This is a genomic window from Streptomyces sp. PSU-S4-23, from assembly GCF_055632315.1.
In genome coordinates, this window is the sequence record NZ_JBVMUU010000002.1 from 6,585,940 (window position 1) to 6,598,870 (window position 12,931).

8 protein-coding genes are annotated in these 12,931 nt (G+C 68.7%); 6 read left to right on the plus strand and 2 right to left on the minus strand.

Features of this window, described 5'->3' with window-relative positions:
* Positions 1-515 precede the first annotated feature (515 nt).
* The 5 genes from ACZ79I_RS29975 (at position 516) to ACZ79I_RS29995 (ending at position 9,618) form a co-directional block, all read left to right on the plus strand.
* On the plus strand, positions 516-6,602 hold the full coding sequence (locus ACZ79I_RS29975; protein WP_471501256.1) for an RHS repeat-associated core domain-containing protein: 6,087 nt from the start codon (positions 516-518) through the stop codon (positions 6,600-6,602).
* A gap of 289 nt (positions 6,603-6,891) precedes the next feature.
* Positions 6,892-7,176 carry a hypothetical protein gene (locus tag ACZ79I_RS29980; protein WP_471501258.1) on the plus strand — a complete coding sequence of 95 codons (285 nt, stop codon included), beginning with the start codon at positions 6,892-6,894 and terminating at the stop codon, positions 7,174-7,176.
* 668 nt (positions 7,177-7,844) lie between these two features.
* Positions 7,845-7,973, plus strand: a complete 129-nt coding sequence (locus tag ACZ79I_RS29985) for a hypothetical protein (protein ID WP_471501260.1) — start codon at positions 7,845-7,847, stop codon at positions 7,971-7,973.
* Between the two features lie 16 nt (positions 7,974-7,989).
* Positions 7,990-8,736: a methyltransferase domain-containing protein gene (locus tag ACZ79I_RS29990; RefSeq protein WP_471501262.1), complete on the plus strand. Its 747-nt coding sequence runs from the start codon at positions 7,990-7,992 to the stop codon at positions 8,734-8,736.
* A gap of 432 nt (positions 8,737-9,168) precedes the next feature.
* Positions 9,169-9,618, plus strand: a complete 450-nt coding sequence (locus ACZ79I_RS29995; protein WP_471501263.1) for a hypothetical protein — start codon at positions 9,169-9,171, stop codon at positions 9,616-9,618.
* A 24-nt stretch (positions 9,619-9,642) separates the two neighbouring features.
* Here ACZ79I_RS29995 and ACZ79I_RS30000 read toward each other — a convergent pair whose 3' ends face one another.
* Positions 9,643-10,446: a VOC family protein gene (locus ACZ79I_RS30000; RefSeq protein WP_471501264.1), complete on the minus strand. Its 804-nt coding sequence runs from the start codon at positions 10,444-10,446 to the stop codon at positions 9,643-9,645.
* 218 nt (positions 10,447-10,664) lie between these two features.
* Here ACZ79I_RS30000 and ACZ79I_RS30005 point away from each other — a divergent pair, with 218 nt between their 5' ends.
* A complete protein-coding gene (locus ACZ79I_RS30005; RefSeq protein WP_471501265.1) occupies positions 10,665-11,516 on the plus strand; it encodes a sulfurtransferase in 852 nt (283 codons plus the stop codon).
* A gap of 178 nt (positions 11,517-11,694) precedes the next feature.
* Here the strand turns inward: ACZ79I_RS30005 and sepH are convergent, their stop codons facing one another.
* Positions 11,695-12,732 carry a septation protein SepH gene (gene sepH / locus ACZ79I_RS30010; RefSeq protein ID WP_471501266.1) on the minus strand — a complete coding sequence of 346 codons (1,038 nt, stop codon included), beginning with the start codon at positions 12,730-12,732 and terminating at the stop codon, positions 11,695-11,697.
* Positions 12,733-12,931 lie beyond the last annotated feature (199 nt).

The window sequence follows — 12,931 nt, forward strand, 5'->3', positions numbered from 1 at the left end:
ATACTCGCCAGCATCCTTCCGGGGCGGTCAACGCCACACCTAGGCTCCCGGCGTTCTAATTCGAACAGGGGAGGGGCGGGCCCATGAGGCTGTGGGGGAGTGCGCGCATCGGCCGACTTTCGGCGTTGCGGAGACGGAATGGCGCACCAGGCATCAGGCCGGTGGTGTTCCTGGCCTTGCTCAGCGCCGCACTGGCCTTCCCTGCACAGGCCCAGGCGCAACACGACGCCTCACACGTGCCCGCACCGCCGAAGATTCCGACGGTCACCGTGCGCCGAGTAACCGCCAGGCACGTCACCCTGCCGGATCAAACCACCGCAAACCGCTGGAGACCCACCGCTGCGGACTGGCCGCAAGCCGGAAGTGCACGCGTGACGCTGCCCCCCACTCCGAACAGCACGCGGGCCTCCGCACCAGTGGCCGTCCGCGCCGGACATCTGCCCGTGTGGGTCGCCACCCGTGCACATCGTGCCCACTCTGCCGCGTCCGCCAAGCCCGAACCGGTTGCCATCCGGATGTACAACCACGCCGACGCACTCAAGGCAGGCGTGAACGGCGTGCTGTTCACCGCCCAGTCCGGAGGCGGCAGTGGTCCGGTCTCGCTGACGGTTGACTATTCGGCCTTCAAGGACGCCTATGGCGGGGACTGGTCGAACCGTCTGCACCTGGTGGCTCTGCCAGCCTGCGCCCTGGTCACACCGGCCAAGCAGACCTGCCGGAAACAGACCCCGCTGCCCACCAAGCACAACCCGCGCCATTCCAGGATCACCGCTCAGATCAACTGGCGCACCGGGCAGCTGCGCAAGGAGCCGGCGACCGCGTCTTCCGGACCGGCCCGCACCGCCACAGCACCGATGTCTGCCAGTCCGACGACCCTCGTCCTTGCCGCCACCTCCAGCAACAGCAGCGGGGCCGGCGACTACTCCGCCACCCCCCTATCCCCCTCCGGCTCCTGGACGGCCGGGAAGAACAGCGGAGACTTCACCTACTCGTACCCCATCGCGGTGCCTCCCACCCCGGGTGGCCTGGCGCCCAAACTGTCGCTCAGCTACAGCGCCCAGTCCGTGGACGGCCGCCTGGCCTCGACCAACAACCAGGCCGGCTGGATCGGCGACGGCTGGAGCATGGAGCCCGGCTTTGTCTCCCGGTCCTACATGGCCTGTTCCGACGACCCGGCCGGCACCGCGCCCAAGACGTCGGACTACTGCTGGGACAGCCAGATCCTGCACGTGTCCTTCACCGGACACTCCGGTGACATCGTCCAGGACTCCCACACCACCACCGGCTGGAAGCTCTCCGACGACGACGGCTCGAAGGTCGAGTTGCTGACCGCATCGGGGCAGAACGACACCTACGACGGCGACTACTGGAAGATCACCACCACCGACGGCACCCAGTACTTCTTCGGCCGCAACAAGCTCCCCGGCTACAGCGGCACCACCAACTCCGCCTGGACCGCCCCCGTCTACGGCGCACATTCCGGTGACCCCTGCTACAACGCCACCTTCGCCAATGCCTCCTGCCAGCAGGCATGGCAGTGGAACCTGGACGAGATCGTCGACATCAACGGCAACGCCATGGCCTACTACTACAACAAGGAGACCAACTACTACGGCGCCGACAACGGCACCACCGGCGTCTCCTACACCCGTGGTGGCTACCTGGACCACATCGACTACGGCCTCGGCAACGGCTCCACCACGGCCGCCCAGCGCGTCGCTTTCACCGTCGGTGACCGCTGCACCGCCACCACCTGCGACCCGATCTCGTCCAACGCCGCCAACTGGCCGGATGTCCCTTACGACCTGAACTGTGATTCCGGTGCCACCTGCTCCAACCACGCCCCGTCCTTCTGGAGCGAAAAGCGCCTGACGGCCATCACCACGCAGATCTACAACTCCAGCACCAGCAAGTATCAGGCGGTTGACACCTACGCCCTGGTGCAGAGCTTTCTTGATCCTGGCGACAACACCAAGCCTGCCCTGTGGCTGAACTCGATCACCCACACCGGCAACAACGGCACCGCCGTCTCCCTCCCCGCGGTCAACTTCACCGGCATCAAGCTCGCCAACCGCTACAACACGTCCAACGGCTACCCCGACCTGGTCCGCTACCGCATCGGCGGCATCACCACCGAGACCGGCGACGCCATCAGCGTCAGCTACTCCTCCGCCTCCTGCTCCACCCCCTCGGACCCCTCCACCAACACCAGCCGCTGCTTCCCCGTGTACTGGACCCCGACCGGACAGCCCTCACCCATCCTGGACTGGTTCAACAAGTACGTCGTCAACTCGGTCTCGGACAACGACACCACAGGCGGCTCGCCCGGCACCGTCACCTCGTACACCTACCTGGGCAACCCAGGCTGGCACTACGACGACAACGAGATCGTCAAAGCCAAGTACCGCACGTATGGCCAGTGGCGCGGCTACCCGGAGGTCCAGACCCGCACCGGCACCGCCACCGACGGCCAGCCCCTCACCGACACCCTCTACTACCAGGGCATGGACGGCGACACGCTGCCCGGCGGCAAGACCCGCACCGCCACCGTCGCCCTCTCCTCAGCCGTGACCGTGCCCGGCGCACAGACAAGCGTGCCCGACACCAACCAACTCGCCGGCAGCGTTCGCGAGACCGTCACCTACAAGGGCTCCGGCGGCTCGGTGGCCAGCGCCTCCGTCGACGACTACTGGATCAGCGCCCCCACTGCCACCCGCACCCGCACCGGGCTGCCCGACCTGACCGCCAACATCGTCCGGACCGCCGCCACCTACACCACCACCGCGATCACCTCCTCCTCCTTCACCGCATGGCGCACCACCCAGACCCAGAAGGCCTACGACAAGACCACCGGCCTGCTCCTCTACACCGACGACCACGGCGACATCTCAGTCCCCGCCCAGGAGCGCTGCACCACCACCACCTACGCGCCGACCAACACCAGCGCCAACCTCATCGGCCTGCCCGCCGAGATCGAAACCGACTACGGCCCCTGCAGCACCGGCAACACCGCCACCTCCGACGGACTCGGCGCGCCCACCGGCGTCAACCGGCCCACCGACGTCATCTCCGACACCCGCACCTTCTACGACACACCCGCGCTCACTACGTGGCCGCCTAGCGTCCCCTCCTGGCCGCAGCCCGCCCCCACCAACGGCAACCCGACCCTGACCCAGAAGGCCACCGACCACGCCAGCGGAGCCTTCACCTACCAACTCACCGGCGCAGCCGCCTACGACAGCTTCGGCCGCACCACCGACAACTGGGACGCACTCGGCAACAAGACCCACACCGCCTACACCACCACGGCAGGCCAGACCACCGCTGAGACCGTCACCAACGCCAAGAGCCAGACCACCAAGACCACCCTGGACCCTGCCCGCGGGCAGGCCACCGCTGTCATCGACCCCAACAACGCCGAGACCGACACCACCTACGACGCCCTCGGCCGCAAGACCGCCATCTGGTTGCCCGGACGCGCCAAAGCCACCCAGAGCGCCGACTACACGTTCGCCTACGTCATCTCCGCCACCGCCCCCTCCGCGGTGACCACCAACAAGCTCGACGAACAAGGCAACTACACCACCAGCATCACGCTCTACGACGCCCTGCTGCGCACCCGCCAGACCCAGACCCAGATCCCCAACCCTGCCAGCGGCCGCCTCCTCACCGACACCTTCTACGACAGCCGCGGCTGGGCGTTCAAGATCAACCACGGATACGTCGACGGCTCCAGCACGCCCAACACCGCCCTCGTCACCGCCACCACCGACACCCAGGTCACCAACCAGGACCTGATCACCTTTGACGGCCTCGGACACCCGACCCTGGACGTCTCCAAGGACAAGGGCCAGGTCAAGTCCCAGACGAAGACCGTCTACGGCGGTGACCGCACCACGGTCATCCCCTCGACCGGCGGCACCCCCACCACCACGGTCACCGACGCGCTCGGCCGCACCGTGGAAACCGACAAGTACACCGCGATGCCGACGATCACCGGCGACCAGGTCACCGGCGGGAACCCGGAGCCCACCACCTTCACCTACGACACCGCGGGCAGCCACGGCCAGCTGGCCGCCGTCAAGGATCCGGGCGGCAACCAGCGCACCTACACTTACAACCTGCTCGGTCAGAAAACCCTCCAGAACGACCCCGACACCGGCACCACCAGGCTGACCCACGACGCGGACGGGCACCTCACGTCGCTCCAGGACGCCAAGGCGACCATCTCCTACGACTACGATGCGCTTGGGCGCCAGACGGGGGAGTACGACGGCGCCAGCGACACCGCCCCACAACTAACCGGCTGGACCTACGACGACCCCAAGATCGCCAACGGCATCGGCCGCCTCACCGCAGCCACTCGCTACGTCGGAGGCACCGGCGGCAGCGCCTACGTCCAGGCCACCACGGGTTACACCGCCACGGGTAAACCCACTGGCACCACCATCACCATCCCCAGCACAGAGACCGGGCTGGCGGGCACCTACACCTACACCAACGCCTACGCCGCCAACACCGGCCTGCTCTACAGCACGGCCTTTCCCGCCGCAGGCAGCCTGCCCGCCGAGACCGTCACCTACGGCTACGACAGCCTCAACGAGATGACCTCGGTGGGAGGCCTGAACACCTACACCTCAGCCACCACCTACGACGCCTACAGCCGTGTCTCCCAGATGACCGTCGGCAAGCTCGCCAACCGCACCACGTTCACCGACACCTACGACGAGCACACCGGCGCACTCAACGACGTCAACACCACTCGCACCAGCACACCGCAGACCGTCGACGACACCACCTACGTCCGGGACGCGGCCGGCAACATCACCCGCATCACCGACATCCAGAACGGCACCACCACCGACACCCAGTGCTACAGCTACGACCTGCTGGACCGGATGACAGACGCCTGGACCGCCACCGACCAGTGCGCCGGAGCCCCCAGCACCAGCGGATCGGCCCCGACCGTGGGCGGCCCCAACCCCTACTGGACCACCTGGACCTTCGACGCCGACGGCAACCGCAAAACCCAGGTACAGCACGCCGTCGCAGGTGCCACGGGCAATACGACCAACACCTACACCTACGGACAGCCCACCGACCCCACCCAGCAGCCCGACACCCTCACCAGCGTTCAGACCACCAATCCCGACAGCACCACCACCAACGCCGACTACGGATACGACAACGTCGGGAACACGACCACCACTCCCACCGCCGCCCTCCAGTGGGACGACGAAGGCCACCTCTCCCGCCTGACCGCCAACGGCAAATCCGCCTCCACCAGTTACCTGTACGGCGCCGACGGCCAACTCCTCATCCGCACCGACCCCACCGGTGACAAAACGCTCTTCCTGCCCGACCAGGAAGTCGTCTACCACGCCGCTACCAGCACCCTCACCGGCACCCGATCGATCGCCCTTCCCGGCGGCGTGACCGCCGAACGCTACGGCACCGGCAACAACTACAGCTTCGTCGTCGACAACCACCAGGGCACCGGTGTCCTCAGCCTCGACTACACCGCCCAGAACGCTGCTTTCCGCGCCCTCACCCCCTACGGAAGCCCCCGCGGCACCCAGCCCACCTGGCCCGACGACAAGGGCCTGATCGGCGGAACACAAGACCCCACCACCGGCCTGACCAACCTTGGCGCGCGCGAATACGACTCCGCGCTCGGCCGCTTCCTCTCCGCCGACCCCCTCCTCGAAGCCACCGACCCCAACCAGATCGGCGGTTACACGTACGCCGGCGACAACCCTGTCACTCAAAGTGATCCCAGCGGTCTCGAAATCGGATCCAACCCCCACTCCTGCCAGTACGACCTCAAGTACTGCTCGTCCCAGGTGCAGGAGGCGGTTGGCTACGACCCGTCCACCGGCACCGCCAACTCAGCCAACGGCGACAACTGCGAAGGCGACTGCCACCCCTGGTACGACTATGGGTTCCGCCCCTCGGAATACGCACAGGAAGGGAACCCCGGCACCGGGCACTGGCCACACAACGCCGAAGCCGACCGCTTGGCCGCAGCTGCCGAAGCCGCCCAGGCCCGCGAAGAGGCAGCCCTCGCACGGGAAGAGCAACTGGCAGCGGAACTGGCAAACGAACAACGCCAAGCCGAAGCCAAGCAGAACAGTTGCGGCATATTCAGCAAGTGCGGCCTTTCCAATCTCATGCACCGATACCTTCCCCACGGCGAAGGACTCTGCGGGAGTTTTGGGGTCTCAGCGGGTTTGTCTTTCAATGTCAGCCTCTGTCTCGTCTCGCTTAAGGGACCTGACGGTGTAAGTCACACGACACTGACCGGATCCGGCGGCGTGGGTCTCGGATTCTTTGGGATTTCCGCCTCTGGCGACACTGTCTACACAAATGCCGACGATGTCAGTCAACTGACGGGCTGGGGAGGGCAAATCGAAGGTACCGTCGGCGAGGGCCTTGTCGGCCATGGGGCAATCGGTACTGGCGGCTCTCGAAACAGCCATGGAGGGTTGGTCTATATGGGTCAGGTCGGTCTCGGTGGAGGTGTAGACTTCATCCCCCCCGGCCTGCCGGCCAATATTACTGGCGGAGTATCTGACACCGTCATACTTCATCGCTTCAATTAGAAGAGGACGGGTGTAGCGGGCTGCGAGATCACCCGACAGGAAGCTCTCGCAGCCCGCTACGCCGCTCCCAGAGTGGAGAAAAAACCTCGACATCGATGGGGGTGTGACGGTGAGCGCCATGATGGAGAACTTGAAGCTCGGCGACCGAAGTGGTCAATGCTGTATTCGAGTGCGTGGCGGTTTCTCGTCCCTGGTGGCGTATGTATGGGGTTCCCGTGACCTCATTGACGTTGTGTGTGTCGTGCGATAAGATCTCGCGGAATCGGCATCGCTATCTGAAAGTAGGACGATGAAATCTCTCGTCGATATGGCAGTCGAAAGTCAGAAGGTTTCAACGTCCTCGGTCATCTTCTTTGGATTCATTGGCCTGGTCTTCTTTATTGTTGGCGTATGCTTCCTGGTCGCGCAGAAGCGGATAGCCACGGCTCTGCAGGCCAAGACACCTCGAGTTTCCTATGGCCCCGGGGCCAGAGAGGGATTTCCTGGTCCGGGATTTATTCGTGCCTTTGGTGCGATTTTCTCAACTGTCGGGGCGGCAGTCCTTGGGTTTGCTGCATATCATTTGGTTGGGTGAGATGACAACGCCGCCCCCGGGGCACGGTGGGGCTCCGAATTAACTCGCCCAGAGAGCCCGCGCGGCGACCCGACAGGCCCTGTCGGGAATCGATGAGGAACTGCAACGGCACGCCGAGGATCACGGACGAGTAAGCAGCACCCCGCAATTGACCTCCATCCGCGAGCCAGTTGGAGCAGGTTGCCCTACAGCTCTCCTCCCCCCGCTCCCGCCCGAGCCGCAGCGGTTGCGTGGCATCGGCTGCGTCATCACCGACTCCTGGCCCTACGTCAATCCACTGGGAAGTCTCATCCTCGAAACCGAGGAAACGCGCGGCGGAGTACTGGCCCGGCACCTGCTGCCTCCCGGCGAACGGTTCCCGATCTACGGCTGCTGTTGCCCGCACCGGGCGGGCCGGCGGGCATCTGTCCTGGTCGGCGGCGTAGGAGGCGGCGGCGCGATCGGTGATCCAGCCGCCGATTGCCGCGTCGGACGCGTTTCCGTCGATGCGCTGCACGGTGACGGCGGGGATGTGCCCCGACGAGGCACCGCCCGCTCAGCGCGGCAACGGAGCCGCTGCAGCCTGATGCACCTCTGCATCGACGTCTCCTGACTGCTCGACGTTCAGGAGACCGCGCTCCGTCGAGTCCGGTCACCTCACCCGGCGGCGCCTGGACAGTTTCCGCCGGGTGCTGCGCGAGAACGCCTATGCCGCATCCCGCACCGACGCGCGGCTGCGCGCCGAGCAGGAACGACCCAGGAGGAACATCGCGCGCATGCGGCGCGCCATCAACCGGTCCAGTGACCGCCGAGCCTGACGGAAAGGAAGCCACCATGGACCTTCCCCGCATCTTCACCATCCGCGAGAGCAGCCACCGCATCCACAACCCACTGACCCCCGGCAAGCTCGCCGCCCTGGGCCAGGCACTCCACCTGGCCCCCGGGACACGGGTGCTCGACCTGGCCAGCGGTTCGGGCGAGATGCTGTGCACCTGGGCACGTGACCTGGGCTTCAGGGGCACGGGCGTGGACATCAGCACGGTCTTCACCGAGCAGGCCCGGGCCCGCGCCATCGAGCTCGGCGTCGCCGACCGGGTGGAGTTCGTCCACGGCGACGCCTCCGGTCATGTCACGGACGAGCCGGTCGATCTCGCCGCCTGCGTCGGCGCCACCTGGATCGGGAACGGCGTCGCCGGAACGGCCGAGCTGCTCAGTCGCAGCCTCCGCCCCGGAGGTCTGATGCTGATCGGCGAGCCCTACTGGCGTCGGAATCCGCCGGACCAGGAGACCGCGGAGGCCTGCCACGCCACCAGCCTGGCCGACTTCCTGCCGCTGCACGAGCTGATCGAGCAGTTCGGCGACCTCGGGTACGACGTCGTGGAAATGATGCTGGCCGACCAGGACAGCTGGGACCGGTACTGCGCGGCACAGTGGCTCAACCTCCGCCGCTGGCTCGACCGGAACCCGGACGACGAACTGGCGCCCGAGGTACGGGCCGAGCTCACCACCGAGCCCGCACGCTACGCGCGCTACATGCGTGAGTATCTCGGCTGGGGAGTCTTCGCCCTGATGAAGCGCTGATCGTCAGATCCGCGCGGGGCCGGGCGGCACGCCGTCTGTCCCCGCGCGGGGCAACCGCTACCGCAGTGTGAGCGGGGTCTCGGCTCTCCTCCACCCGGACCGCGACGACACCGTCGATCCCGCCGTTCACGCGGACGGCGACAGCCGGGTCGCCGTTGACCACGGCGGGCTCGCCGCTGAGCGCGGTTCCCTGCCGCCCGGCCTTGCCGGAGGCCGCCGAGGGTGTGGTGCGCCACCCGGGCGGCTCCGGTGGACTCCCTTCGCCCCGCTGTGGTGGGGCGTGGGCTGCGGGTGGTCCCGCTCGTTGTCTGTGGCATGTGTTCACTCTCTGGCCATGGACGAACAGGAACTGCTCGCGGCCGTTGCCTCCTTGGCCCGGCCGGGCGGGCAGGAGTTGGTGTGCAGTCAGTCCGGGCACCCGGCGGGGCATGTGTGTCTGTCGGCTTCCCGTGCAAGCAGCCGGTGCTGTGCGCCGACGAGACCCACGTGGGGGATCTGCTGAGGATGTGGCGAGGACTGCTGGAGGGCGACGACAGTTCGGACGGCCCGTTCGCGCCCTGTCGGATCCATGAGCCCGGCACGACCGGGGGCCTGATCCCATGGGGAACCTCGCGCGCGGCCGACATGTTCTTCTGGCAGGTCACGGACGGCGCGGTGGACGCATGGCCGGTCCTCGCCAGGATGGAGGACGCCGAGGAGTGGAACCGCTACGAGATGACCGTCGCAGAGTTCCTGTACCGGATCCTCACCGATCCCGGGTTCCGGCCCTACACCGTGGCCGATGCGGTGCCCGAGGCGTTCTTCGGGCCTGCCTGGATGACGAGCGCCGCGGCGCGGGCGGCGGCGCTCTCGCCGGACGTGCTGCCGATGCCGTCCGGCTGACGCCCCGTGGATTCACCCGAGGGCTCAGCCGGGCCGGCTGACCACCGAGAACGTCGCGCCCTCCGGGTCGGCCACGGTGACCACGGGGCCCAGGGCCGTGTGGCACGCGGGACGCACGACATGCCCGCCCAGCTCGGTGACCCGGGCGGTCGCCACCTCGATGTCCGCGACCTGGAAGTACGTCATCCAGTGCGGGCCCCGGTCCCGGGGCAGGGCATGACCGACGCCGTGGATGCCCGCGACGGGACGGCCCCGGATGTGCAGGGTGACGTAGTCGACGTCGGCGGAGACGGCGGGCTCCACCTCGTAGCCGAAGACGGTCCGGTAGAACTTGGCGACGCTCTCCGTGTCGTAGGTGAGCAACTCGTTCCAGACCGGAGTGCCGGGGCGGCCCGCCAGGCCCGTGCCGAGACGGCCGGCCGCCTGCCAGACGCCGAACACCGCGCCCATCGGGTCGCAGACGATCGCCAGCCGCCCCGCCTCCCCCGCGTCCAGGGGGCCGACGCCCACCGTTCCGCCGCAGCTGCGTACCGCCTCGGCGGTGGCGTCCACGTCGTCCGACGCGAGGTACGGCGTCCAGGCGATCGGCAGATGGCGGTCGGGCGGCAGCTGACCGATGCCCGCCACCTCGTGGTTCTTCAGCACGGCCCGGACGTAGGGGCCCAGATGGCGCGGTCCCGGCCGGAACTCCCAGCCGAACAGCGCCCGGTAGAACTCCTGGGTCGCGGCCATCCCGTGCACCATCAGGCTCACCCAGCACGGTGTGCCGGGCGCGTGCCGAGCGTGCGGTGTGCCGTCTTGGCCGGCCGGCCCCCGTGCCTCGGTCATGGTCACTCTCTCCTCGGCCCTCGTGGCGGCCGTTCAGCCCCACGGCCTGAGGATGACCGATCCGCCGTCTCTCGTCCGCTTCGGTGCGGTTGCCGCGGGATGTCCGTCAGCCGTACGGCATGTGCCCGATCCCGTACACCGGGTGATCGCACCTGTCCGGCGGAGCAGAGTAGCCGGACCTGGGCGAGGCGGCCACCCCCGTGCGCAAGGATGGCCCCATGAAGGCCATCATCTCCGCATCCGAACTCGCGAGCGACCTTGCGGGAGCGCGACCGCCCACGCTCCTGGATGTCCGCTGGCAGCTGACCGCCGCGAAGACGGTCGGCGCCGCGCCCTTCGACGGTCGTGCCGAGTACGCGGCCGGGCACATTCCCGGTGCCGTCTTCGTGGACCTGGACGCCGACCTCGCGGATCCCCCGGGGCGTGCCGGACGGCATCCGCTGCCCGGCACGGGGCGTTTCGGCGCCGCCATGCGGGCCGCCGGGGTCTGCGCGGACCGGCCGGTCGTCGTGTACGACGGCGGGCAGTGCTGGGCCGCCGCGCGCGCGTGGTGGATGCTGCGCTGGACGGGTCACCCGGACGTGCGGGTGCTCGACGGCGGGCTGGCCGCCTGGGACGGACCGGTGTCGTCGGGGACGGAGGAGGCCGTCCCGGGGGACTTCCGGCCCGTGCCGGGTGCGTTGCGGCTCCTGGACGCCGACGGTGCCGCGGCGCTGGCCCGTACGGGGGTGCTCCTGGACGCGCGGGCCGGTGAGCGCTACCGGGGCGAGGTGGAGCCGATCGATCCCGTGGGCGGACACGTCCCCGGCGCGGTGTCGGCACCGACGGGGGAGAACGTGGCCGCGTCCGGGCACTTCCTGCCCGCCGCCGAACTGGCGGAGCGCTTCAAGGCGCTCGGCGTCACGGAGGGCACGGAGGTCGGTGTGTACTGCGGATCGGGTGTCTCCGCGGCCCACGAGGTACTGGCGCTCGCGATCGCGGGGATCCCGGCCGCGCTCTATGTGGGGTCGTGGTCGGAGTGGTCTGCGGACGGCAGCCGTCCGGTGGCGGTGGGCCCGGACCCGCAGTAGCCGGGTGGCCGACGGGTTCGCCGCACGGGGCCGACCGGTCCGTCGTACCGGCGGCCGACTGGTCCGTCGTACCGGCGGCCGACCGGTCCGCGTATGTGTGGCCCGTTCCGTGAATGCCGCGTCGGTACGGGGCCCCGCCGTCGTCGGGTGGACCCCCGTACCTGTGGGACCTGCCCGGCTACTCCTGCTTCTTGCGCCGGGTCCCGAACACGATCTCGTCCCAGCTGGGGACCGCCGCCCGGCGACCGGGCCGGACCCCGTCCGCCTCGGCCTGACGGTCCGTCGCACCGACCAGACGGTCTCGGTGGCTGCCGACCGTGCGCGGCATGAGGACGTCCGCGTACGCGGAGCCTGCCGAGGCCGCGGGCGCGGGCGGCTCCTCCGCCGCGGGTTCCTGGGCGGGCTCCTCCTGCGGTTCCGCGGGCCGCTCGGGCACCACCATGTCGCCGCGGAAGCTCGGCACCGCCTCCAGGAGACTGGTGAGCGAGTCACGCTCGGCGGTGCTCTCCTCCGCGGGCTCGGACGACTGCGACGGCAGAACCGGGCGCTCCGCCTGGCGGTCCAGGGCACGGTCCAGCCGGCCCTCGCGCGGCAGGCGGGCGATCCGCGGCACGAAGGGGTAGCTCGGCTCGGGCGCCGCGAGGTCGTCGGCCTCGCCGATCAGCGAGCGCGCCTCGTCGTCGACGGCCTGGACGAGCCGCCGGGGCGGGTCGTACGTCCAGCTCGCCGAGTGCGGTTCGCCCGCGACCCGGTAGACCAGCAGGACCTCCCAGGTGCCGTCGTCGCGGCGCCAGGAGTCCCATTGCACGGTGTCCTTCTCGGCGCCGCGCAGCAGCAATCGCTCCTGGACGGCCTCGCCGAGCTGTGGACCGGTGTTCTCGCCGGGCCGGCGCACGGGCGTCTTGCGGGCCCGCTCGGCCATGAAGGCGCGCTCGGCCAGCACCGGCCCCTCGAAGCGGCGCACACGGTCGACGGGGATCCCCGCGAGCTGTGCGACCTCCTCCGCGGACGCGCCGGCCCGTATCCGCGCCTGGATGTCCCGCGGGCGGAGATGACTCTCCACCTCGATCTCGATCTGGCCGAGGCGAGGACGGTCGCCGCGCACGGCGGCGCGGAGCCGTTCGTCGATCGGAAGCGTGTACTCCGTGCTGTCCGCAGCCTTCAGCACCAGCCGTGTGCCGTCATTGGAGACGGCCACGACACGCAGTTCGGGCATGGGGACCTCCCGGGTGGTGCCTGCCGACGTCACGTGCGTCGCTGCTTCCGCTAGTCGAGTGTGGCCTGCCCGGGTGCAGCCTGCCACAACCTTGCCGAGTTGCCCGGCGTGTCGGGCACGGGCCCTGGATCGCCGTTATGGCACGGTTACCTATTCGCAACGCTAAGTGACCAACTGCGTCACCCTGTGCACCTAGCCC